The organism is Pseudomonas sp. FA-1 (assembly GCF_056856075.1).
The window spans coordinates 783,490-804,908 of the sequence record NZ_JBWXTH010000001.1; the positions used below are offsets into that span (position 1 = coordinate 783,490).

The following is a 21,419-nucleotide window of genomic DNA, read 5'->3' on the forward strand; positions in this document are numbered from 1 at the left end:
GTAGTTATGCGGCCACCTGCTCTGGGCTTTGCGTTCCATGCTCGCGTTGACTATCAGCCGAACAGGAACCTCCTATGCAAGCCCGCAACCCCCTGTTGAACGAAAACCGCTCGCCCATCGATTACGACAGCGTGACGCTCGAACATGTGAAGTCGGCGCTCGATACGGTGATTGATGCCTACGAAACCGGTCTGGCGCACGTACTGGATAGCCAACAACAGCAGCCCAGCTGGTATGGATTGGTCTTGGCGATGGACAACGTCATAGCCGATCTGCAGGCGGTCGTCTTTGCCACTTTGCCATTGACCGTAAAAGGCGATGCGTGGAGTGCGGCCTTTGGCGAAGGGTATGGTCAGGCGCAGCGTCTGTTCATCGACAACCGCCGGAACAAGCCGCTGCATGCGCTCTATGAACGCTTGGCCACGGACCAGCCCAGCCTGGATGTCTATGAAAAAGCTACGCTGCGCAGGATCCTTCTGGAGTACCGCCTGGCCGGTGTGCATCTGGATGCGCAGCAAAACGCCACGCTGGCGCAGCTGGAAGATGACATCAACGAACAAGTCGGTGGCTTCTATCAGACGCTCGATGAAACGAGTGAGCGATCGAGCATTCAGATCAAGGACGAGGCGCGCCTGGAGGGGGTGCCCCAGCGACTGCGCAACCTCATGGCCCAGCAAGCCAAGGATGCCGGCCTGAAGGGCTGGAAGATTCTCTGCAATGAACGCAACGCCGATGCCATCCTCGAATTTGCCGATGATCGGAGCCTGCGCGAGGCCGTCTACACGGCCTACCATTCCCGGGGTGTTCATCCGGATGAGCAACAAGACAATGGCAACCGACTGCAACAGCTGGCGCTCTTGCGGGAGCAAAAAGGGCAACTGATCGCGAACACCAGCTACGCGCAACTGATGGTGCAGGGCAAGGCTGCGGGCAGCGTCGAGCCTGTTCGTCAGTTGCTCCAGACACTGGCGCAAAAGCTGCGACCCGCCATGCTCAAGGCCCGCGCCGACGTCCAGCGCCTGGCTGCGGAGCACAATCTGGATGCAGCCCAACCGTGGGACATCAGGTACCTGAGAGCCCGCAATCAGGCCATGAACAGTGAAACGCTGCGCGGCTACTTCACCCTGGACAAGGCGGTGCAAGCTCTGGTCGATCTGGCCGAACGGGTCTTTGACCTGACGCTTGTGCCCTGCTCTTCCTCGGCATGGCATCCCAGCGTGCGCGGTTTCACCGTGCGCCAGGACGGCATGGAAGTCGGCACGCTGTACCTGGATGTCCTCAGGTATCCGGGCAAGCAAGGCAGTGTCCACACCATTGCCATGCGTCATCGGCGTCGGGACGAGGAAGGACGTACACATGGCGCTTCGGTGATGGTGGTCAGCGACGGTGAGCCAGGGATGGGTGATGAACCCTCCCTGCTCGATCATCTGGCCCTGCGCAAGCTGTTCCACGAGTTCGGTCATGGCCTGCACCTGCTGCTGATGCCCGCCACCAACCATGTGCTCTCCGATCCGAACAGAGCAGGTTCCGATGCCCAGGAGTTCTTCGGCAAGTTTCTTGAGCGCTGGCTGTGGAACGCGCATTACCTGGTGGATATCTCCAGCCACTACCTGACCGGTGAACCGCTCACGCTCGAGCAGGCTCGGTCGGTACTGGCCAACCTGCGCGAGGCTCAGCTGGAAAAGTGTGCCTTCGACGTGAGCATGGCGTTGTTCGATCTGGAGCTGCACAGCTCGCCCAGTGATGGCAAGAGCGTGCAGGAGCGACTGTTGGAATGTCGCGAACGCTGCGGATGCTGGCCTCTGGCGAGTTTCGAGAAGCCGGCGCACGCGTTCGACTATCTGGTGGCCGGTTACGAGGCGGGCTATTACAGCTACGTCTGGGGCGAAGCATATGCCATCGATATATTCACCCACTTCGAAAAATGGGGGTTGCTCGACAACAGGGCGGGCAAGCGCTTTCGGGCGGCATTCGCCAATTGGGCCAATGCCAAGACGATACCTGAGGGATGTGAGGATTTTCTGGGGCGCCCCATGCAAATCGAGGCGATGCTGGGCTGGTACGGCCTCGAATGAGGCGCATTGGCTGACGTAAGGCGCTGGAACGAAGGAACCTACAGCTGTACTGTATATAGATACAGTAAATGGAGCCTGCGATGTTTTCTCCAGAGCCGCAAAAGGGTCGGGGCACGACCCATAATCCGCTCAATCGCTTCTCCCCCAGCCATTCGACTGCGGAAGACGATGGTTGGTATCAGGACGTGCCTGTGACCCAAGGCACTGAGATCCGCATCGAGACCGCCAAGACCATCATCACCCGCAACACCTCGCCCGACCTGCCCTTCGACCGCTCGATCAACCCCTACCGGGGTTGCGAGCACGGTTGCATCTACTGCTACGCTCGCCCCAGTCATGCCTACTGGGACCTCTCGCCCGGTCTGGACTTCGAGACCAAGCTGATCGCCAAGACCAACGCCGCCCAGGTGCTCGAGCAACAGCTGCGCAAGCCAGGCTACGTCTGTGCGCCCATCAACCTGGGCTCGAACACCGACCCCTACCAGCCCATCGAACGGGAGCAACAGTTGACCCGGCGCCTGCTGGAAGTCCTGCTGCGCTTTCGCCACCCGGTCACCATCGTCACCAAAGGTTCGCTGGTCCTGCGCGACCTCGATCTGTTGGCCGAAATGGCCAGCCAGCGGCTGGCCCGGGTGATGATCAGCCTGACCACGTTAGACGACGATCTCAAGCGCACCTTGGAGCCGCGGGCCGCATCGCCCAAGGCGCGGTTACGGGCCATTCGGGTGTTGCGCGAGGCAGGCGTACCGGTGGGTGTGTTGTGCTCGCCGATGATTCCGATGATCAACGACAGCGAACTGGAGCATTTGCTTGAGGCAGCCAGGCAAGCCGGTGCGCAGAGTGCGGCCTACATGATGCTGCGCCTGCCGCTGGAGGTCGCGCCGCTGTTCGAACAATGGCTGCACGATCACTACCCGCAACGGGCTGCCCATGTGCTCAGCCTGATCCGTCAGAGCCGAGGGGGTGAGTTGTACGACAGCCGTTTTGGTTCGAGGATGCGCGGCGAAGGGGTCTTCGCCGAGCTCTTGGCGCAGCGGTTCGCCAAGGCCATGCGCCGGTTGGGGTTCGAGGGGCGGGAGGCGCAGGCGCTGGATTGCACCGCATTCTGCCCGCCGGGTGGGCAGATGGCGTTGTTCTGAGTGGTTGGGGCCGCGCTGAACTACATAACAGCCCCGAGAGGTCAAAAAGCCATCCCTAGTCTGGCTCATGGCAACCGATATTTTTCTTCCAGGCTATTGGCGGTTGATGCTTTTTTGCTATTATCGATTTCCCGCCTTTAGAAGCTGGAACGCCCGTTCTAGAGCCTTCAAATTCAGTTTCAGTTAAGTTTTCCACGGTAGCGTGAGCCCACAGAGATTGTGATGAATGGCCTGTGCCCGGCATCTAACGCCCTGCATAACCAGAATCTTTACCCGGTAAACTGGAACTTACCCTACACACCGTCAAGAGGATGAATCATGCCCGTCAAGGACCCATCCAAGGTCGTCCCGGCTGCACCCGCCGAAAGTGCCGATGCTGCCCTGAAGCATATCGTCGACGGCTTCCTGCGGTTTCACCATGACGTCTTCCCCGAGCAGCAGGAGCTGTTCAAGAAGCTCGCCACCGCGCAGACGCCGCGCGCCATGTTCATCACATGCGCCGACTCGCGCATCGTCCCCGAGCTGATCACCCAGAGTTCACCCGGCGACCTGTTCGTGACCCGTAACGTAGGTAACGTCGTACCGCCCTATGGGCAGATGAACGGCGGCGTATCCACGGCCATCGAGTACGCCGTGCTGGCCTTGGGCGTGCATCACATCATTGTCTGCGGCCATTCCGATTGCGGCGCCATGCGAGCAGTGCTCAACCCCAACTCGCTGGAGAAGATGCCCACGGTCAAGGCCTGGCTGCGCCACGCGGAAGTCGCCCGCACCGTGGTCGAGGACAACTGCTCCTGCGGCAGCGAGCACGAGAGCATGCAGGTGCTGACCAAGGAAAACGTCATCGCCCAGTTGCATCACCTGCGCACCCACCCCTCGGTCGCCTCGCGCCTGGCGGCCGGCCAGCTGTTCATTCACGGTTGGGTCTATGACATCGAGACCAGCCAGATCGAAGCCTATGACGCCGCCAGCGACAGCTTCCTGCCGCTGAGCGCCGACCAGCCGATCCCCTGCGCTACACCGAGAGGCCGCTACTAAGCGGCCCACACCTCGCCGTAACGTTTCGCCGACCGGCCGCACCCGCTGAGGGTGGGGCCAGTTGTCGGCTGCCTTGAATTCCCCTGACTGCCTTGCCGGTTTGCCGGCGGTCCGCGCCTGCGCGCGTGTCGGGGTTCCCTGTGCCTGCGGCTGGCGGACTGGCCGCGTATCGAGAAAGGAGCTTCATGGTGAACAAGACACAGATCAAAGCGGCCCTGCCGCGTGAGTTGTTGGCATCGGTAGTGGTCTTTTTGGTGGCCCTGCCCTTGTGCATGGGCATTGCGATCGCTTCAGGCATGCCACCGGCCAAGGGGCTGATCACGGGCATCATCGGTGGCATCGTGGTCGGCTTCCTCGCGGGCTCGCCCTTGCAGGTCAGCGGCCCGGCCGCGGGCCTGGCGGTGCTGGTATTCGAGCTGGTGCGCCAGCATGGCATGGCCATGTTGGGCCCGATCCTCTTGCTCGCTGGCCTGTTGCAGCTATTGGCCGGGCGCCTGCGCCTGGGCTGCTGGTTCCGCGTCACTGCCCCTGCCGTGGTGTACGGGATGCTCGCCGGAATCGGCGTGCTGATCGTATTGTCCCAGGTGCATGTGATGTTCGACAGCGCGCCCCAGCCATCTGGGGTGCAGAACCTGCTGGGCTTTCCGGCGACGGTGGCTGCGGCCCTGCCGCTGGAGAATGCGGGTAATGGCTGGCAGGCTGGCGCCCTGGGCCTTGGGACCATCGCCTTGATGTGGAGCTGGGAGCGCCGGCGCCCACAGCGCCTGCGTTTCATTCCCGGGGCCTTGCTGGGAGTGGCGGCGATGACCGCCGTCAGCCTGTGGCTGGCCCTGCCGGTGAACCGTGTGCAGGTGCCGGCGGACCTCTCCGAAGCCATTGACTGGCTGCGCCCGGACGACTTGTTGAAGCTGGCCGACCCTGGCCTCCTGGTCGCCGCCTTCGCCCTGGCCTTCATCGCCAGCGCCGAAACCCTGCTCTCGGCCGCCGCGGTGGACCGCATGCACAGTGGCCAACGCTCGGACTTCGACCGTGAACTGTCGGCCCAGGGGCTAGGCAACATGCTCTGCGGTGTGCTGGGCGCGTTGCCGATGACCGGGGTGATTGTGCGCAGCTCGGCCAACGTCCAGGCCGGTGCCCAGACGCGTTGGTCGGCGATTTTCCATGGCGTGTGGCTGCTGGCTTTCGTGGTGGCGCTCAGCAGCGTGCTGCAGCAGATCCCCGTGGCCAGCCTGGCCGGCGTGCTGGTGTATACCGGCATCAAACTGGTGGATTTCAAGGCGTTCCGAGGGTTGGGCCGGTATGGCCGTATGCCGATGTTCACCTATGCGGCCACGGCGCTGGCGATCATCTTCACCGACCTGCTGACCGGCGTGCTGCTCGGGTTCGCCCTGACCTTGCTGAAACTGGCGCTCAAGGCGGCGCGGCTGAAGATCAACCTGGCTACCCTGGAAGAGCCAGGGCACATGGAGCTGCGGCTCAGTGGCGCCGCGACCTTCCTCAAGGTGCCGGCGTTGACCCAGGTGCTGGAAACCGTGCCGCAAGGGACCACACTGCACGTGCCGTTGGGCAACCTGAGCTATATCGACCACTCCTGCATCGAGCTGCTGGAGGACTGGGGGCGCAGCAATGCAGCCAAGGGTTCTCGCTTGGTGATCGAGCAGCACAGGCTCAAGCGGCGAGTCGAGGGGCGCCTGCGCACGACGGCGGGTATTGGGGCTTGATGCAAGAGGGCCGCTTTGCGGCCCGTTCGCGGGTAAACCCGCTCCCACAGGGTTAACGCTGGCCCTGTGGGAGCGGGTTTACCCGCGAATGCGTCAGGCCGGCTGGCCGAGCTCCACGCCCAGTTGACGGGAAAGGCATGGCCAGCGCTTCCAGGCGGCGCCGGTCTCGGGGCTGCAGAGTTTCTCTCGGTAGGCTTCCACCGACTCGACGGCGAAGCTTTCGTCATCGAGCATCTGGTCCACCGAATGGTGCACTACTTCATCGAGCTGGTTGGCAAAGGTTTCGCCGATCAGCTGATGGGCGATCAGGTTGGCCACGGTGGTATCCACCGGGATCAGCGGCTGCTGGAAGTGGCGGATGTACAGGTCGTTGACTTCTTCGACCAGGCGATGGGCCAGGTAGGCTTCGTCCAGCAGGCAATCCAGGCCGACATGGCCTTGCATGACGCTGGGCGGTTGCAGGAAATAGGTTTCGGCGATTTTCAGCACCGGCGTGATCTGTGACTCGATGCCAGCTTCGCGGGCCACGTCATGGGCGGCCTCCAGCAGCTCTGGAACCTGGTCGATGTAGGCGCTGACGAAACGCGCCAAGGTACCCTGGGCATCCTGCTCGGGCAGATGGATCGAAGGATGCAGATGCGGCAGTTGTTGTTCCAGACGCTGTTTCAGTTGGCCAGTCTGGCCCTCGTGTTGATGGGCGTGGGTGATCTGCTCGCGGACAGCAGCGATGTTCATGACAACTCCAGGGACAAGGCGTTACAAACGGAAGACACTAAATTAGCTCGGTTGTGAGAATGCCTAAGACGCATTTGTTATAACCCTGAGGCACGTTTGCCAGTGTGGTTATATCAATGTGCCATCATTTTGCTCCACCCCAATAACCGCAAGGCTTTCAAACGATTGCGTGAATCGATGAAGTTGATTTCATGGCGGTCGTTGCGTGCCGTTGGTCGCTGTCTATACTCCCGGTGAACGTGATTCGTTGATGAGGCCCGACTGCCGTTTGCAGGGGCTCGGTCGTCGAAGCCAGGCAGTCTTGGCCACCCACCCCTCCTTAGCCGTAAGGTCGTCCACGCCTCCGGGACAACAAGAACGATAAGGGGAACCCGCAATGATGCGACATCCACATGTCTGGATGGGCCTCCTGTTGTGGTTGGTGTTTGGCCAGGCGCATGCCGCCTGGACCGTGAACATGGCGCCGGGGGCGACGGACGTTTCCAACGCCGTGTTCGACCTGCACATGACCATCTTCTGGATCTGCGTGGTCATCGGCATCGTCGTGTTCGGTGCGATGTTCTGGTCGATGGTCATCCACCGCCGCTCCACGGGCCAGGAGCCTGCGCATTTCCACGAGCACACCTGGGTGGAAATCCTCTGGACGGTGGTTCCCTTCCTGATTCTCGTGGCCATGGCCATTCCGGCCACCAAGACCCTCATCGACATCTACGATGCCAGCGAGTCGGACATCGATATCCAGGTCACCGGCTACCAGTGGAAGTGGCACTACAAGTACCTGGGCCAGGACGTGGAATTCTTCAGCAACCTGGCCACGCCCGCCGAACAGATCCACAACCAGGCCCCCAAGGACGAGCACTACCTGCTCGAAGTCGACCAACCGCTGGTACTGCCGGTCGGGGCCAAGGTGCGTTTCCTGGTGACGGCCGCCGATGTCATCCACTCCTGGTGGGTGCCGGCCTTCGCGGTCAAGCGTGACGCCATCCCCGGCTTCGTCAACGAGGCCTGGACGCGTATCGAAAAGCCCGGCATCTATCGCGGCCAGTGCACCGAGCTGTGCGGCAAGGACCACGGTTTTATGCCGGTGGTGGTCGAGGTCAAATCCAAGGCCGACTACGACACCTGGCTCGGCGAGCGCAAGGCCGAGGCGGCCAAGCTCAAGGAGCTGACCAGCAAGGAGTGGACCCTTGAAGAGCTGGTCGAACGAGGCGACAAGGTCTACCACACCACCTGCGTGTCCTGTCACCAGGCCGAAGGCCAGGGCCTGCCACCGATGTTCCCGGCGCTCAAGGGCTCGAAGATCGCCACCGGGCCCAAGGAAGACCACCTGAACATTGTTTTCCACGGCAAGCCAGGCACTGCCATGGCCGCGTTCGGCAAGCAGCTGTCGGAAGTCGACATCGCCGCCGTGGTGACCTACGAGCGCAACGCCTGGGGCAACAACAAGGGTGACATGGTCACGCCGAAGGACGTGCTGGCGCTCAAGCAGGCAGAAGGCCAATGAACCGGGCCGAAGGGTATTCCCGCGCCAGCCACCGGATTGCAGGAGACAGGACATGAGTGCAGTGATCGACGACCACGCCCAAGGCCACGACCATGCCCACGGCCCGGCCAAGGGCTTGATGCGCTGGGTGCTGACCACCAACCACAAGGACATCGGCACGATGTACCTGTGGTTCGCCTTCGCCATGTTCCTGCTTGGCGGCTCCTTCGCCATGGTGATCCGTGCCGAGCTGTTCCAGCCCGGACTGCAGATCGTGGAACCGGCGTTCTTCAACCAGATGACCACCATGCACGGCCTGATCATGGTGTTCGGTGCCGTGATGCCAGCCTTCGTCGGCCTCGCCAACTGGATGATCCCGCTGATGATCGGCGCGCCGGACATGGCCCTGCCACGGATGAACAACTTCAGCTTCTGGTTGCTGCCGGCGGCCTTCCTGTTGCTGGTCTCGACCCTGTTCAGCCCCGGCGGCGGGCCGAACTTCGGCTGGACCTTCTACGCCCCGCTGTCGACCACCTATGCTCCGGCCAGCGTGACCTTCTTCATATTCGCCATCCACCTGATGGGCATCAGCTCGATCATGGGCGCCATCAACGTGATCGCCACCGTACTCAACCTGCGCGCACCTGGCATGACCTTGATGAAGATGCCGCTGTTCGTCTGGACCTGGCTGATCACCGCGTTCCTGCTGATCGCGGTGATGCCGGTGCTGGCCGGCGTGGTGACCATGATGCTGATGGACATCCATTTCGGCACCAGCTTCTTCAGTGCGGCCGGGGGCGGCGACCCTGTGCTGTTCCAGCACGTGTTCTGGTTCTTCGGTCATCCCGAGGTGTACATCATGATCCTGCCGGCATTCGGCGCGGTCAGCTCGATCATCCCGGCATTCTCACGCAAGCCGCTGTTCGGCTACACCTCGATGGTCTATGCCACCGGCGCCATTGCCTTCCTGTCGTTCATCGTCTGGGCCCATCACATGTTCGTGGTCGGCATCCCGGTGGTGGGCGAGCTGTTCTTCATGTACGCCACCATGCTGATCGCCGTACCTACAGGCGTAAAGGTGTTCAACTGGGTCAGCACCATGTGGGAGGGCTCGCTGACCTTCGAGGCGCCGATGCTGTTTGCCATCGCCTTCGTCATCCTGTTCACCATCGGTGGGTTCTCCGGCCTGATGCTGGCCATCGCCCCGGCGGACTTCCAATACCACGACACCTATTTCGTGGTCGCCCACTTCCACTACGTACTGGTGCCGGGGGCGATCTTCGGCATCTTCGCCTCGGCCTACTACTGGCTGCCGAAATGGACCGGGCACATGTACGACGAAACCCTGGCCAAGCTGCATTTCTGGCTGTCGTTCATCGGCATGAACCTGGCCTTCTTCCCCATGCACTTCGTGGGGTTGGCCGGCATGCCGAGGCGCATTCCGGACTACAACCTGCAGTTCGCCGACTTCAACATGGTGTCGTCGATCGGTGCCTTCATGTTCGGCGCAACGCAGATCTTCTTCCTGTTCATCGTCATCAAGTGCATCCGCGGTGGCGCGCCGGCACCGGCCAAGCCCTGGGATGGCGCCGACGGGCTGGAGTGGTCGGTGCCTTCGCCGGCGCCCTACCACACCTTCCAGACCCCGCCGGAAGTGAAGTAGGGCCGGGGTTATGAACGGCCTCTCGCTCAAGCGCCTGGTCACGCGCCTGCTGATGCTGACGGTGGTGATGTTCGCCTTCGGCTTCGCCCTGGTGCCGATCTACGACGTGATGTGCAAGGCGTTCGGCATCAACGGCAAGACCGGCGGGCAATACGAGGGCAGCCAGGTCAGCGACCCGACGCGCACGGTGCGGGTGCAGTTCATGTCGACCAATGCCAGCGACATGGTCTGGGAGTTCCACGCCACGGCCGACCAGCTGGAGGTCAACCCTGGGGCGGTCAACCAGATGGTCTTCGTGGCTCGCAACCCGACCGACAAGCCCATGAGCGCCCAGGCGATCCCCAGTATCACGCCAGCCGAGGCTGCGGCGTACTTCCACAAGACCGAGTGCTTCTGCTTCACCCAGCAGGTGCTGCAGCCAGGCGAACGCATCGAGATGCCGGTGCGGTTCATCGTCGACCGCGACCTGCCGGCCAGTGTGAAGCACCTGACACTGGCCTACACCTTGTTCGACATCACCGCTCGCCACCCGCCGGTCGCCCATGTCGCGGCCCAGGACGACCAGGGCGCCCGTTAAGGGAAGGAGAACAGCAATGGCAAGTCACGAGCACTACTACGTCCCGGCGCAGAGCAAGTGGCCGATCATCGCGACGATCGGCATGTTCATCACGGTGTTTGGCCTGGGTACCTGGTTCAACGACCTCAAGGCCGGCCACCCCGAGTCCCATGGGCCGCTGATCTTTTTCATCGGCGCGCTGTTCTTGGCCTACATGCTGTTCGGCTGGTTCGGTGCGGTGGTCAAGGAGAGCCGTGCCGGGCTGTATAGCGCACAGATGGACCGCTCGTTCCGCTGGGGTATGAGCTGGTTCATCTTCTCCGAGGTGATGTTCTTCCTGGCGTTCTTCGGCGCGCTGTTCTACGTGCGGGTGCTGGCCGGGCCTTGGCTGGGTGGCGAGGGGCACAAGGGCATCGCCCATATGCTCTGGCCGACGTTCGAGTTCGCCTGGCCGTTGCTGCACACACCGGACCCGAAGCTGTTCCCGCCACCGAAAGAGATCATCGACCCGTGGCACCTGCCGCTGATCAACACCATCCTGCTGGTGAGCTCCAGCGTGACGGTGACCATCGCCCACCATGCGTTGCGCAACAACCATCGCGGCACGCTGAAGCTGTGGCTGGGGCTGACTATCCTGCTGGGCCTTTCGTTCCTTGCGTTGCAGGCCTACGAGTATCACGAGGCCTACACCGAGCTGGGGCTGACGCTGGGCTCAGGGATCTACGGCGCGACTTTCTTCATGCTCACGGGATTCCACGGTGCCCACGTGACCTTGGGCACGCTGATCCTGATCGTGATGTTCTGCCGCGTGCTGCGCGGGCATTTCGACCCGGACAAGCACTTCGGTTTCGAAGCGGCGAGCTGGTATTGGCACTTCGTGGATGTGGTGTGGGTGGGGCTATTTATCTTCGTGTATGTGCTTTAGGCCTGTGCCGGCGATAGGGCCGCAGCTGGGCCACATGGTCAGAAGGGGGCGTGGGAGACCAGCTGGCCGCTGATCAGGCCCCAGGCCACCAGGGCGATGGTCAAGGTGGCCAGGGTGACACGCACGGTGAGGGCCTTGAGCAAGCGGGTCGACTGGTCGTCGTCCTTGACCAGGAACACCAGGCCGCTGAACAGGCTGGCGATGGTGGCCAACAGCATCAGGACAATCGCGGCCTTGAGCATGGCGAAACTCCGGGGGGATGCAGTGATGAACATCAGTATAGCGATCGGCCTGGCGAGGCCGCAGTGAGGCCGTTTCGCCCAGGCGTGGTACCAACTCTGGTGGTGCTCGCACTACTGCCAGGGCTGATCGCGCTCGGCTGTTGGCAACTGGGGCGTGCCGACGAGAAGCGGGCTCTGCTGGCCATCCATGCCGAGCGCCGTGTCGAAGCGCCACTGGCCAGCGGTCAGCTGGCGCAGGTACCTGACCCAGCCTACCGTCGCGTGCACCTGTACGGACGCTTCGACGGCGAGCACAGCCTGCTGTTGGATAATCGTATGCGCGATGGCCGGGCTGGCGTCGAGCTGCTGCAACCCTTCCATGACCAGGCGTCCGGGCTGTGGCTGCTGGTCAATCGCGGTTGGTTGCCCTGGCCGGACCGCCGCGAGCCCGTGCAATTCGACACACCCGCCCAGGCCCTGGCCCTAGACGCCGCGGTCTATGTCGCTCCCGGCGCCACCTTCCAACTGCACCCCGACCCGGTGGGCGGCCAATGGCCGCACCTGCTGACCGCCATCGACCCGGCCCGGCTGTGGCAACAACTGGGGCGTGAAGGTTTCGCCCATGAACTGCGTCTGGAGCCAGGCCCCGCCAGCTATCGACTGGACTGGCCGGTGGTCGCCATGGGCCCGGAAAAGCACCTGGGCTACGCCGTGCAGTGGTTTGCCCTGGCCACGGCACTGGTGCTGCTCTTCCTCTATTTCGGCTGGCATGACAAGAAAAAGGAGAACGACCATGGGCGCCGCAACGAGTCCACTGGACATGCCTGAACGCGGCAAACCCCGTGCGCGCGGGCGTTTGCAACTGATCCTGATCCTGCTGGTGGTGCTGGGGCCGATGATCCTCGCCACCAGCATGTACAAGCTCAAGTTCTGGGTGCCGGACGGCCGCAGCTATCACGGCCAGATGATCGGCAACGGCCAGGGCCGCAGCGATATCGGCATCGACGCCCAGGAGACGCGCTGGCAACTGCTGGTCAGTGCGCCGTCGGCCTGTGCTGCGGATTGCCAACAGCTGGTGTACCTGGCGCGGCAGATCCAGATCGGCCTGGGCCGGGATGCCGCCCGTGCCAGCCATGCACTGGCCACGGCGCAACCGTTGGCAGCCGACTACCAAGCCTTGCTCGGCCGTGAGTACCCGCAGTTGCAGCGCTATTCGCTGGATACCCAGCGCTACGGCCAGAACGTCAGTACGCCCGGCCCGCAGCTGTGGATCGTCGACCCCCATGGCAACCTGGTGCTGCGCTACGACGCCAAGGTCAACGGCAAGCATGTGCTCGACGACCTGCGGCACCTGCTCAAGCTGTCCAACATCGGCTAGGAGGCCCCCATGGCCAGACCCGGATACCGCCTCGCTGTGTTCGCCACCCTGCTGGCACTGCTGGTCGTCCTGCTCGGTGCCTATACTCGCCTCACCCACGCCGGCCTCGGCTGCCCGGACTGGCCAGGTTGCTACGGTTTCATCGGCGTGCCCAAGACCGAAGCGCAGCTTGCCCATGCCGAGCTGCGCTTCCCGGACCATCCGGTTGAGCAGGCCAAGGGCTGGGCAGAGATGGTCCATCGCTATTTCGCCGGCACCCTGGCGACAGTGATCGCCCTGCTGGCGTTCCAGGCCGTGCGCCGCCATGCCCGCGATGGCCAGCCCTATCGCCTGCCGCTGCTGTTGCTCGGTGTGGTGCTCGCCCAGGCGGCGTTCGGAATGTGGACGGTCACGCTCAAGCTCTGGCCCCAGGTGGTCACGGCCCATCTGCTGGGGGGCTTTACCACGCTGAGTTTGTTGTTCCTGTTGTCGCTGCGCCTGTCTCGGGCCTTTGCGCCATTGCCCAAGCTGCCCCTGAGCCTGCGTCGGATCGCGGCGCTGGCCTTGCTGGTGGTGATCGGGCAGATCGCCCTGGGGGGTTGGGTCAGCGCCAACTACGCGGCGGTGGCCTGCATCGACCTGCCGACCTGCCATGGCCAGTGGTGGCCAGCGGCGGATTTCAGCAACGGTTTCCACCTGACCCAGCACGTAGGGCCCAACTACCTGGGCGGGCAACTGGACAGCGATGCGCGCACGGCCATCCACATCAGCCACCGCCTCGGTGCCCTGATGGTGGTCGCGGTACTGCTGATGCTCAGCTGGAAACTGCATCGCAATGGCCTTACCGCGCTGGCGCGCCTAGTGTTGCTGGCGCTGGCTGTGCAGGTGGGCCTGGGCATCAGCAACGTACTGCTGCACCTGCCCCTGGGCGTTGCGGTGGCACACAACGCCGGTGGCGCCCTGCTGCTGCTGTGCATGGTGTTGGTCAACTACCGCATCCGTGTGGTCGACAAGGTCCGCGTGGGCCACGGCTGGCGCCTGACACCGGTGGCTGGCGTGGCGATCACTCCACAGATGAGGCATGAGTCGTGGCGACGCTTCTAGATCAAGGCCGGCGACAGGCCAGCTGGCGCGACTACCTGGAGCTGACCAAGCCGAAGGTGGTGGTGCTGATGCTGATCACATCCCTGGTGGGCATGTTCCTCGCCACCCGCGCCGGCGTGCCCTGGACCGTTCTGGTGTTCGGCAACCTCGGCATCGCGCTGTGCGCAGGTGGAGCCGCGGCGGTCAACCATGTGCTGGACCGGCGCATCGATGCATTGATGGCGCGTACCCACAAACGCCCGCTGGCCGAGGGCCGGGTCGCACCAGTGCCGGCGCTGGCGTTCGCCCTGGCCCTGGCGTTGCTGGGCATGGCAGTGCTGCTGGTGTTCACCAATGCCCTGACCGCCTGGCTGACGCTGGGCTCTCTGCTGGGTTATGCGGTGATCTACACGGGCTTTCTCAAGCGGGCCACGCCCCAGAACATCGTGATCGGCGGCCTGGCGGGCGCGATGCCGCCCTTGCTCGGTTGGGTGGCGGTGAGCGGGCATGTCAGCGCCGAGCCGCTGCTGCTGGTGTTGATCATTTTCGCCTGGACACCCCCCCATTTCTGGGCCTTGGCCATCCACCGCAAGGAAGAATACGCCAAGGCGGATATCCCCATGTTGCCGGTGACCCATGGCGAGCGCTACACCAAGCTGCACATCCTGCTCTATGCCTTCGTGCTGCTGGCGGTGAGCCTGCTGCCGTTCGTCATCCACATGAGCGGCCTGCTGTACCTGGCCTGTGCCCTGGCGCTTGGCCTGCGCTTTGTCCGTTGGGCCTGGGTGTTGTACCGTGGCACCCAGCCGCACGCCGCGATCGGCACCTTCAAGTACTCCATCGTGTACCTGTTCCTGCTGTTCATCGCGCTGCTCCTGGACCACTACCTGTTGCCGAGCCTATGACCCGAACCCAGAAAACCGTCTTCATCCTCGTTGCCGTGGTCGCCCTGATCCTCGGGCTGACCGTCAACAAGGTACTCAATGATCGCGGCCAGGCGAACCCGGCCGAGCTGATCGATGCTGGCATCATTCTCCTGCCGCAGAGCCGTACCGTGCCGGACGTGAAAATGACCGACCAGGATGGTCAGCCGGTGGCGCTGGACGCGCTCAAGGGCAAATGGTCGCTACTGTTCTTCGGCTACACCTACTGCCCGGACATTTGCCCGACCACCCTGGCCCAGCTGCGTCAAGTGAAGAGCGAGCTGCCCAAGGAGACGGTCGACCGTCTGCGGGTGGTGCTGGTGAGCGTTGACCCGAACCGGGACACGCCGAACCAGCTCAAGCAGTACCTGGGATATTTCGACAAGGATTTCGTCGGGGTGACGGGGTCGATCGAGGATACCCAGGCGCTGGCCAATGCCTTGAGCATTCCGTTCATCCCGGCCGATACCAGCAAGCCTGGGTACACCGTGGATCACAGCGGCAACCTGGCGATCGTCGGGCCGGACGGGCGCCAGCGTGGCTTCATTCGCGCGCCGGTTAACAATCAGAAACTGGTGGCGCAACTGCCAGGGCTGGTCAAGCGCGATTGAGTCCAAACACATCGCGGGGCAGCGCCGAACCTGTGGGAGAGGGCTTGCCCCACGATGGGGCCGCAAGGCGGCCCCTCTGGATATCGGCTCAGAACGCCGGAATCACCGCACCTTTGTACTTCTCGGTGATGAACTGCTTCACCTCTGGCGAATGCAGGGCATCGGCCAGTTTTTTCATGGCGGCGGAGTCCTTGTTGTCCGGGCGGGCCACCAAGATGTTCACGTACGGCGAGTCGCTGCCTTCAATGACCAGGGCGTCTTTTTCCGGGTTCAGCTTGGCTTCCAGCGCATAGTTGGTGTTGATCAGTGCCAGGTCGACCTGGGTCAGTACACGCGGGATGGTGGCCGCTTCCAGCTCGCGGAACTTCAGATTCTTGTCGTTGCTGGTGATGTCTTTAACGGTCGACAGGATGTTCTTGTTGTCCTTGAGTTTGATCACGCCGGCCTTGTCCAGCAGCAACAGGGCACGGCCGCCGTTGGTGGCGTCGTTGGGGATGACCACGGTGGCGCCGGACGGCAGCTCGTCGAGCTTCTTGATCTTGCTGGAGTAGGCGCCCAGCGGCTCCAGGTGCACGCCGGCGACGCTTACCAGCTCGGTGCCCTTGGCCTTGTTGAATTCGTCCAGGTACGGCTGGTGCTGGAAGAAGTTGGCATCCAGGCGCTTTTCCGCAACCTGTACGTTGGGCTGGATGTAGTCGGTGAATTCCTTGACCTTCAGCTCCACGCCTTCCTTGGCCAGTTGCGGCTTCACGAAGTTGAGGATCTCGGCGTGGGGTACCGGGGTGGCCGCGACGGTCAGGGATTCGGCGTTGGCCGAGAAGGCCGCGACAGCGGCGACAACAGCAAGCAGTTTCTTCATTGATCACTCCTTGTGAGGGCCGCGACGGCCCCCGAACGGGTCGGCCAGGCCGACCCCATTGGGGTTACTTACGGGAAAAATGCACCACCAGTTTGTCGCCGACACTCTGCAGGACTTGAACCAGGATCAGCAGCAGCACCACGGTGACCACCATCACATCGGTCTGGAAACGCTGGTAGCCGAAGCGGATGGCCAGGTCGCCCAGGCCGCCAGCACCGACCACACCGGCCATGGCGGTGTAGGACACCAGGGTGATGGCGGTGACGGTGATGGCCGCAAAGATGCCCGGGCGGGCCTCTGGCAGCAGGGCACTCATGATGATCTGGCGAGTGGTGGCGCCCATCGACTGGGTGGCTTCGATGATGCCACGGTCCACTTCACGCAGGGCCGTTTCCACCAGCCGCGCGAAGAATGGCGTGGCGCCCACCACCAAGGGTGGGATGGCGCCGGCGACACCGAGCGAGGTGCCGGTGATCAGCACGGTGATCGGGATCATGACGATCAGCAGGATGATGAACGGCAGCGAGCGCAGGATGTTCACCACCAGCGACAACAGCGCGTACACGCCCTTCTGTTCGAACATCTGCCGCGGGCCGCAGAGGAACAGCAGCACGCCCAGGGGCAGGCCCAGCAGCACGGTGAAGAACAGCGAGCCGAACAGCATGATCATGGTGTCGATGGTGGCCAGCCAGATTTCGGCCCAGTCGACGTTGGCGAAGAAATTCAGGGCGTCCATCAACGCAGTACCTCCATATGAACATCAGCTGCCTTGAAGCGCGCGAACGCCGCTTCCATGTCGCCGCCGGTGACGGCGAGCGTGAGCTGCCCATAGGGGACGTCCTTGATGCGGTCGATACGCCCGGCCAGGATGCTGTAGTCCACGCCGGTCTCGCGGGCCACGGTGCCCAGCAGCGGTGCGTAGGTGGCGTCGCCCTGGAAGGTCAGGCGCACGATGCGGCCCGGTACATGGGCGAAGTCGTCGCGCTGCTCGCTCTCGTCGACCTGCTCGTCTTCCTGGACGAAACGCTTGGTGGTCGGGTGCTGTGGGTGCAGGAACACATCCGCCACCGGGCCCAGCTCGACGATCTGCCCGGCATCCATCACCGCCACGCGGTCGCAGACCCGGCGGATCACGTCCATCTCATGGGTGATCAGCACGATGGTCAGCTTCAGCTCGCGGTTGATCTCGGCCAGCAACTGCAGGACCTGCCCGGTCGTCTGCGGGTCGAGCGCGCTGGTGGCCTCGTCGCACAGCAGGATCTTGGGGTTGGTGGACAGCGCACGGGCGATGCCGACGCGTTGCTTCTGGCCGCCGGAGAGCTGGGCCGGGTACTTCTTGGCGTGGTCCGAAAGGCCCACGCGGGCCAGCAGTTCGACCACGCGCTTGTCGATCTCGGCGCGCGACAACTCGCCAGCCAGGGTCAACGGCAGGGCCACATTGTCGGCCACGGTCTTGGAGGCCAGCAGGTTGAAGTGCTGGAAGATCATCCCGACCTGCTGGCGGAAGCGGCGCAACTGGTTGGCATCGAAGGCGGTGACATCCTCGCCGTCGACGATGATCTTGCCGCCGGTGGGCGCTTCCAGGCGGTTGATCAGGCGCAGCAAGGTGCTCTTGCCGGCGCCGGAGTGCCCGATCAGGCCGAACACCTGGCCATTTTCGATGGCCAGGCTGGTCGGATTGAGGGCGGGAATATCCCTACCGCCGACGCGGTAGGTCTTGTGGACATTTTGAAACTCGATCACTGAGCGAACCTTGTGGGGCGCATGGAATTTGGGTCAGCGGTAAGCCGGGCCGCGCATTTTAGCCTGTTCCCATAGTTGTTCTTAGCATTTATTTCGACTTCAACCAATCCGTTGGGCATAACGCGACAACCGGTAATCCGATTGAACGCTCGCGAACGGCTGCCAGTCACTACTTGAACGAGCCCGAACGGGCCGCCTGTAGACAGCTGAGGAGAGCCGACCATGTCCAGCAAGACCCCGGATTCGCCCAAGGAAAGCCAACTCGCGGGCACCCACACCCCCGATCGCGCCAACACCAACGCCAAGCTGCAAAGCCTGGAGGATGTACGCCGCGACGCCACCGGCCAGGCCTTGCGCACCAACCAGGGGGTGAAGATCGCCGATAACCAGAACACCCTGAAAGCTGGCGCGCGTGGGCCTTCGCTGCTCGAAGACTTCATCATGCGCGAGAAGATCACCCACTTCGACCATGAGCGCATACCCGAACGCATCGTCCATGCCCGCGGGACCGGCGCCCATGGCTACTTCCAGAGCTATGGCTGCCATGCGCAGCTGACCAAGGCCGGGTTCCTGCAGGACCCGGAAAAGATCACCCCGGTATTCGTGCGCTTCTCCACGGTACAAGGGCCGCGCGGCTCAGGCGATACGGTGCGCGACGTACGTGGCTTCGCGGTGAAGTTCTATACCGACGAAGGCAATTTCGACCTGGTGGGCAACAATATGCCGGTGTTCTTCATTCAGGACGCGATCAAGTTTCCTGATTTCGTCCACGCGGTGAAGCCCGAGCCGCACAATGAGGTCCCCACCGGCGCCTCGGCCCACGACACGTTCTGGGACTTCGTCTCGCTGGTGCCGGAATCGGCGCACATGGTGATGTGGGCGATGTCCGACCGCGCCATCCCGCGCAGCCTGCGAATGATGGAGGGCTTCGGCGTGCACACCTTCCGCCTGGTCAATGCCCAGGGCGAGGCGACTTTCGTCAAGTTCCATTGGAAACCGCGCCAGGGCGTGCATTCGGTGCTCTGGGACGAAGCCCAGAAGCTCGGTGGCAAAGACCCCGACTTCCATCGTCGTGACCTGTGGGAAGCCATCGAGACCGGCGACTATCCCGAATGGGAGCTGGGTGTACAGATCGTCGCCGAGGCGGATGAGCACGCATTCGATTTCGACCTGCTCGACCCGACCAAGATCATCCCCGAGGAGCTGGTGCCGGTGACGCCGCTGGGCAAGATGGTGCTCAACCGCAACCCGGACAACTTCTTCGCCGAAGTCGAACAGGTTGCGTTCTGCCCGGGCCACATCGTGCCGGGCATCGACTTCACCAACGACCCGCTGCTGCAGGGTCGGTTGTTCTCCTACACCGACACCCAGCTCAGCCGCCTCGGTGGGCCGAACTTCCACGAAATCCCGATCAACCGACCGATCGTGCCCAACCATAATGGCCAGCGCGACGCCATGCACCGCATGACCATCGACAAAGGCCGAACCTCCTACGAGCCCAACTCCATCGATGGCGGCTGGCCCAAGGAAACGCCGCCGGCCGCACAGGATGGTGGTTTCGAGAGCTACCAGGAACGTATCGATGCGCACAAGATCCGCCAGCGCAGCGACTCGTTCAGCGATCATTTCTCCCAGGCGCGGCTGTTCTTCCAGAGCATGAGCCCTACCGAGCAGCAGCACATCATCAAGGCCTACAGCTTCGAACTGGGCAAGGTGGAGCGTGAGGCCATCCGGGCTCGGGAAGTCAACGAAATCCTGGCCAATATCGACCTGAAGCTCGCCGCTGCGGTGGCCGCCAACCTGGGCCTGCCCGCGCCCACGGCCGGTACCGTGCAGGTCAAGGGGGCGACGCCGGCACAGTCTCCGGCCTTGAGTCAAATGAACCACCCTGGCCGTGTCGGCATCAAGGGGCGCAAGGTCGCCTTGCTGGTGGCCGATGGTGTCGATGGTGCGGATGTCGATCGGCTGGTCAAGGCGTTCGAGGCCAAGAGTGCGCGCATCCTGGTATTGGGGCCGACCTCGGCGCCGGTCACCACCGCCCAGGGCCAGACGTTGCCGGTGGATGCCTCAATGGAAGGCATGCCGTCGGTAATGGTAGATGGCCTGTGGGTGCCGGCTGGCAAGGCGGCGCTGGAGACGTTGGGCAAGAGCGGCCTGGCCAAGCACTACCTGCTCGAAGCCTACAAGCACCTCAAGCCGATGGGGCTGGCGAGTGACGGCAAGGCGTTGCTGGATACGCTGGGGCTCAAGGAGGATACGGGCCTGCTGCTGGGCAATGACCAGGCGGCGGTGGATGGCTTCGTGAAGGCGCTGGAGCAGCACCGGGTATGGGCACGCGAGGCGATGGCCGAGGCGATTCCGGCGTGAAGGCCGGGGCAGGGCGCTTTCCGTAGGCAAGCACCCTGCCCCTGTGGGAGCATTTGTCTTGAGATTATGCCTGGGGCCGCTACCCACCCCTTTCGCGACACAAGGCCCCTGCCACAGAACCTCCGCAAAATCAGATGGTGTAAAACACCCCTGACTCGTCAGGACCGATGCGGAACCAGCACCACCTGGGCCGGCAGCGCACGCTGGATCTCATGCCGCTGCTTGAGCTCGAACCCGCTGTCGAGCTTGTGCACGCGCTTGTGCAGCAAGGTCTTGAGCCATGGCGCGTCGTCTTTGCGTGGGACCTGGAACACCACCTCGCACTGGTAGTTCACCACGTCGGCGGCGATGTCATCCAGCTGGCGGCGCATGGCGCGAATATCGGTGGTCTTCAGAGCCACCACGGTGCTGGGGGCGCTCGGGTCGAGCACGCGGGCCTTGGGCTTGGCCTCGGCCGCCTTCAGCGCAGCTTCTGCTTTCTCCAGCTCGGCCCTGCGTGCCTGGGCCACGGCATCGCCACCGGTGACCGCCGGTGCCTGAGGCATCAGCGCGCGCGCGCGGGCCAGTGCGACGGCGGCGGCATTGACATCACCTTTTTGCAATACGATCTGGCTGCGCTGCAGGTAGGCCTCGGCCAGTTGGCGCTGGTAGGGCTCCAGGCGCGCATCACCGGGCGACTGGGCCTGCAGGGCTGACAGCTGGTCTTCGGCGGTGGCCAACTCGTTGCTGGCGATACTCTGTTGCAATGCCTGCCAGGCATCGACCTGGGCCGGTGCGGCCGGTCCGGTCGGGGTACTGGAACAGGCCGCCAGGAACAGGGAAAACGCGGCAACAAGCAGAAAACGGGAGGCGAACGGCTTCATTCCTGCGACTCTCTATTTGCGCAAAAAGCGAGCAAGTCTACACCCAGGTGCGCACGC

Annotated in this window: 20 protein-coding genes; 14 read left to right on the plus strand and 6 right to left on the minus strand. The window is 63.2% G+C overall.

Annotated elements, in window-relative coordinates; genetic code table 11:
* Positions 1-74 precede the first annotated feature (74 nt).
* The 4 genes from AC1MHZ_RS03630 (at position 75) to AC1MHZ_RS03645 (ending at position 5,973) form a co-directional block, all read left to right on the plus strand.
* A complete protein-coding gene (locus AC1MHZ_RS03630) occupies positions 75-2,075 on the plus strand; it encodes a M3 family metallopeptidase (protein ID WP_368828701.1) in 2,001 nt (666 codons plus the stop codon).
* 80 nt (positions 2,076-2,155) lie between these two features.
* Positions 2,156-3,214, plus strand: a complete 1,059-nt coding sequence (locus tag AC1MHZ_RS03635; RefSeq protein WP_482966020.1) for a PA0069 family radical SAM protein — start codon at positions 2,156-2,158, stop codon at positions 3,212-3,214.
* A gap of 318 nt (positions 3,215-3,532) precedes the next feature.
* Positions 3,533-4,252, plus strand: a complete 720-nt coding sequence (locus AC1MHZ_RS03640; protein ID WP_084855203.1) for a carbonic anhydrase — start codon at positions 3,533-3,535, stop codon at positions 4,250-4,252.
* Positions 4,253-4,437: 185 nt separating this feature from the next.
* Positions 4,438-5,973: a SulP family inorganic anion transporter gene (locus tag AC1MHZ_RS03645; protein WP_482966021.1), complete on the plus strand. Its 1,536-nt coding sequence runs from the start codon at positions 4,438-4,440 to the stop codon at positions 5,971-5,973.
* 93 nt (positions 5,974-6,066) lie between these two features.
* Here AC1MHZ_RS03645 and AC1MHZ_RS03650 read toward each other — a convergent pair whose 3' ends face one another.
* Positions 6,067-6,708: a hypothetical protein gene (locus AC1MHZ_RS03650; RefSeq protein WP_084855202.1), complete on the minus strand. Its 642-nt coding sequence runs from the start codon at positions 6,706-6,708 to the stop codon at positions 6,067-6,069.
* Positions 6,709-7,084: 376 nt separating this feature from the next.
* Between AC1MHZ_RS03650 and coxB the strand changes: the two genes are divergently transcribed.
* Genes coxB through AC1MHZ_RS03670 form a run of 4 tightly spaced genes read left to right on the plus strand, consistent with a single transcriptional unit; the run spans position 7,085 to position 11,335 of the window.
* Positions 7,085-8,212 (plus strand): cytochrome c oxidase subunit II, encoded by a 1,128-nt coding sequence (coxB, locus tag AC1MHZ_RS03655; protein WP_084855201.1) that lies wholly within the window; start codon positions 7,085-7,087, stop codon positions 8,210-8,212.
* Positions 8,213-8,264: 52 nt separating this feature from the next.
* Positions 8,265-9,854, plus strand: a complete 1,590-nt coding sequence (ctaD, locus tag AC1MHZ_RS03660; protein WP_324811963.1) for a cytochrome c oxidase subunit I — start codon at positions 8,265-8,267, stop codon at positions 9,852-9,854.
* A gap of 10 nt (positions 9,855-9,864) precedes the next feature.
* A complete protein-coding gene (locus tag AC1MHZ_RS03665) occupies positions 9,865-10,431 on the plus strand; it encodes a cytochrome c oxidase assembly protein (protein ID WP_084855199.1) in 567 nt (188 codons plus the stop codon).
* Between the two features lie 16 nt (positions 10,432-10,447).
* Positions 10,448-11,335: a cytochrome c oxidase subunit 3 gene (locus AC1MHZ_RS03670; protein ID WP_324811967.1), complete on the plus strand. Its 888-nt coding sequence runs from the start codon at positions 10,448-10,450 to the stop codon at positions 11,333-11,335.
* 38 nt (positions 11,336-11,373) lie between these two features.
* Here the strand turns inward: AC1MHZ_RS03670 and AC1MHZ_RS03675 are convergent, their stop codons facing one another.
* Entirely contained in the window at positions 11,374-11,577 is a 204-nt protein-coding gene (locus AC1MHZ_RS03675; RefSeq protein WP_084855197.1) for a twin transmembrane helix small protein, read from the minus strand.
* A 63-nt stretch (positions 11,578-11,640) separates the two neighbouring features.
* Between AC1MHZ_RS03675 and AC1MHZ_RS03680 the strand changes: the two genes are divergently transcribed.
* The 5 genes from AC1MHZ_RS03680 to AC1MHZ_RS03700 are packed head-to-tail and all read left to right on the plus strand — an operon-like array spanning position 11,641 to position 15,530.
* Positions 11,641-12,384, plus strand: a complete 744-nt coding sequence (locus tag AC1MHZ_RS03680) for an SURF1 family protein (protein ID WP_084855196.1) — start codon at positions 11,641-11,643, stop codon at positions 12,382-12,384.
* Positions 12,350-12,934 carry a hypothetical protein gene (locus tag AC1MHZ_RS03685; RefSeq protein ID WP_084855195.1) on the plus strand — a complete coding sequence of 195 codons (585 nt, stop codon included), beginning with the start codon at positions 12,350-12,352 and terminating at the stop codon, positions 12,932-12,934. The genes AC1MHZ_RS03680 and AC1MHZ_RS03685 overlap by 35 nt, the downstream gene beginning before the upstream one ends.
* Positions 12,935-12,943: 9 nt before the next feature.
* On the plus strand, positions 12,944-14,017 hold the full coding sequence (locus AC1MHZ_RS03690) for a COX15/CtaA family protein (protein WP_196154760.1): 1,074 nt from the start codon (positions 12,944-12,946) through the stop codon (positions 14,015-14,017).
* Complete coding sequence (gene cyoE, locus AC1MHZ_RS03695) at positions 14,002-14,901, plus strand: heme o synthase (RefSeq protein WP_084855193.1); 900 nt, start codon at positions 14,002-14,004, stop codon at positions 14,899-14,901. The genes AC1MHZ_RS03690 and cyoE overlap by 16 nt, the downstream gene beginning before the upstream one ends.
* On the plus strand, positions 14,898-15,530 hold the full coding sequence (locus tag AC1MHZ_RS03700; RefSeq protein WP_084855192.1) for an SCO family protein: 633 nt from the start codon (positions 14,898-14,900) through the stop codon (positions 15,528-15,530). Before cyoE ends, AC1MHZ_RS03700 begins: the two co-directional genes overlap by 4 nt.
* 88 nt (positions 15,531-15,618) lie before the next feature.
* Here the strand turns inward: AC1MHZ_RS03700 and AC1MHZ_RS03705 are convergent, their stop codons facing one another.
* The 3 genes from AC1MHZ_RS03705 to AC1MHZ_RS03715 all read right to left on the minus strand — a co-directional run bounded on the left by AC1MHZ_RS03705 (position 15,619) and on the right by AC1MHZ_RS03715 (position 18,132).
* Positions 15,619-16,389 (minus strand): MetQ/NlpA family ABC transporter substrate-binding protein, encoded by a 771-nt coding sequence (locus tag AC1MHZ_RS03705; RefSeq protein ID WP_084855191.1) that lies wholly within the window; start codon positions 16,387-16,389, stop codon positions 15,619-15,621.
* Between the two features lie 64 nt (positions 16,390-16,453).
* Positions 16,454-17,125 (minus strand): methionine ABC transporter permease, encoded by a 672-nt coding sequence (locus tag AC1MHZ_RS03710; protein WP_084855190.1) that lies wholly within the window; start codon positions 17,123-17,125, stop codon positions 16,454-16,456.
* Positions 17,125-18,132: a methionine ABC transporter ATP-binding protein gene (locus AC1MHZ_RS03715; protein WP_084855189.1), complete on the minus strand. Its 1,008-nt coding sequence runs from the start codon at positions 18,130-18,132 to the stop codon at positions 17,125-17,127. Before AC1MHZ_RS03715 ends, AC1MHZ_RS03710 begins: the two co-directional genes overlap by 1 nt.
* A gap of 222 nt (positions 18,133-18,354) precedes the next feature.
* Between AC1MHZ_RS03715 and katE the strand changes: the two genes are divergently transcribed.
* Complete coding sequence (gene katE, locus AC1MHZ_RS03720) at positions 18,355-20,499, plus strand: catalase HPII (protein ID WP_324811985.1); 2,145 nt, start codon at positions 18,355-18,357, stop codon at positions 20,497-20,499.
* Positions 20,500-20,657: 158 nt separating this feature from the next.
* On the opposite strand, the gene AC1MHZ_RS03725 is transcribed toward katE, so the two are convergent.
* A complete protein-coding gene (locus AC1MHZ_RS03725) occupies positions 20,658-21,362 on the minus strand; it encodes a PA5502 family lipoprotein (protein WP_084855187.1) in 705 nt (234 codons plus the stop codon).
* Positions 21,363-21,419: the final 57 nt, after the last annotated feature.

Coding starts and splice junctions, on each gene's coding strand:
- AC1MHZ_RS03630 (WP_368828701.1), top strand. CDS start 75: ATGCAAGCCCGCAACCCCCTGTTGAACGAAAACCGCTCGCCCATCGAT.
- AC1MHZ_RS03635 (WP_482966020.1), top strand. CDS start 2,156: ATGTTTTCTCCAGAGCCGCAAAAGGGTCGGGGCACGACCCATAATCCG.
- AC1MHZ_RS03640 (WP_084855203.1), top strand. CDS start 3,533: ATGCCCGTCAAGGACCCATCCAAGGTCGTCCCGGCTGCACCCGCCGAA.
- AC1MHZ_RS03645 (WP_482966021.1), top strand. CDS start 4,438: ATGGTGAACAAGACACAGATCAAAGCGGCCCTGCCGCGTGAGTTGTTG.
- AC1MHZ_RS03650 (WP_084855202.1), bottom strand. CDS start 6,708: ATGAACATCGCTGCTGTCCGCGAGCAGATCACCCACGCCCATCAACAC.
- coxB (WP_084855201.1), top strand. CDS start 7,085: ATGATGCGACATCCACATGTCTGGATGGGCCTCCTGTTGTGGTTGGTG.
- ctaD (WP_324811963.1), top strand. CDS start 8,265: ATGAGTGCAGTGATCGACGACCACGCCCAAGGCCACGACCATGCCCAC.
- AC1MHZ_RS03665 (WP_084855199.1), top strand. CDS start 9,865: ATGAACGGCCTCTCGCTCAAGCGCCTGGTCACGCGCCTGCTGATGCTG.
- AC1MHZ_RS03670 (WP_324811967.1), top strand. CDS start 10,448: ATGGCAAGTCACGAGCACTACTACGTCCCGGCGCAGAGCAAGTGGCCG.
- AC1MHZ_RS03675 (WP_084855197.1), bottom strand. CDS start 11,577: ATGCTCAAGGCCGCGATTGTCCTGATGCTGTTGGCCACCATCGCCAGC.
- AC1MHZ_RS03685 (WP_084855195.1), top strand. CDS start 12,350: ATGGGCGCCGCAACGAGTCCACTGGACATGCCTGAACGCGGCAAACCC.
- AC1MHZ_RS03690 (WP_196154760.1), top strand. CDS start 12,944: ATGGCCAGACCCGGATACCGCCTCGCTGTGTTCGCCACCCTGCTGGCA.
- AC1MHZ_RS03700 (WP_084855192.1), top strand. CDS start 14,898: ATGACCCGAACCCAGAAAACCGTCTTCATCCTCGTTGCCGTGGTCGCC.
- AC1MHZ_RS03705 (WP_084855191.1), bottom strand. CDS start 16,389: ATGAAGAAACTGCTTGCTGTTGTCGCCGCTGTCGCGGCCTTCTCGGCC.
- AC1MHZ_RS03710 (WP_084855190.1), bottom strand. CDS start 17,125: ATGGACGCCCTGAATTTCTTCGCCAACGTCGACTGGGCCGAAATCTGG.
- katE (WP_324811985.1), top strand. CDS start 18,355: ATGTCCAGCAAGACCCCGGATTCGCCCAAGGAAAGCCAACTCGCGGGC.
- AC1MHZ_RS03725 (WP_084855187.1), bottom strand. CDS start 21,362: ATGAAGCCGTTCGCCTCCCGTTTTCTGCTTGTTGCCGCGTTTTCCCTG.